We start from the raw sequence: 455 nt of genomic DNA, 5'->3' as shown, positions 1-455 counted from the left end.
CTTTGGCAAACAGGACTTTCGCTACGAGCACGCCACCGACAGCTACCGCTGCCCCGCGGGTGAAGCGCTCCCACACCGTTTTACTACCGTCGAGCAAGGGCTGCGCCTCCATGCCTACTGGTCCAGCAATTGCGGCACCTGCTCTATCAGACCGCAATGCACGACCGGTAAGGAACGGCGGATCAAGCGATGGGAGCACGAACACGTAATCGAGGCCATGCAGGCAAGGCTCGAGCAAATGCCTGATGCCATGCGCATCCGACGACGAACGGTCGAGCATGTGTTCGGCACGATCAAGGATTGGATGGGAAGAAGTCACTTCAAAACACGAACCCTCAAGCGGGTTGCCACTGAAATGAGCCTCCACGTCCTTGCCTATAACATGAAGCGAGCGATCAACATGATCGGAGCACCCAAGCTGATCACCGCAATGCGAGGGTGAGACGATGGAGCTA

The 455-nt window shown here is 57.4% G+C and carries 1 protein-coding gene; it reads left to right on the top strand.

Annotated elements, in window-relative coordinates; translation table 11 throughout:
* A partial coding sequence (locus AACY52_RS31070) for a transposase (RefSeq protein WP_339561506.1) occupies positions 1-442 on the top strand: 442 nt, incomplete at its 5' end.
* Between the last annotated feature and the right edge of the window lie 13 nt (positions 443-455).

This window comes from Pseudomonas sp. EA_65y_Pfl1_P113 (assembly GCF_963970525.1).
Classification (GTDB): Bacteria; Pseudomonadota; Gammaproteobacteria; order Pseudomonadales; family Pseudomonadaceae; genus Aquipseudomonas; species Aquipseudomonas tritici.
Note: the sequence above shows the minus strand (reverse complement) of the source record. Positions and strands in the feature narration are given on the sequence as shown.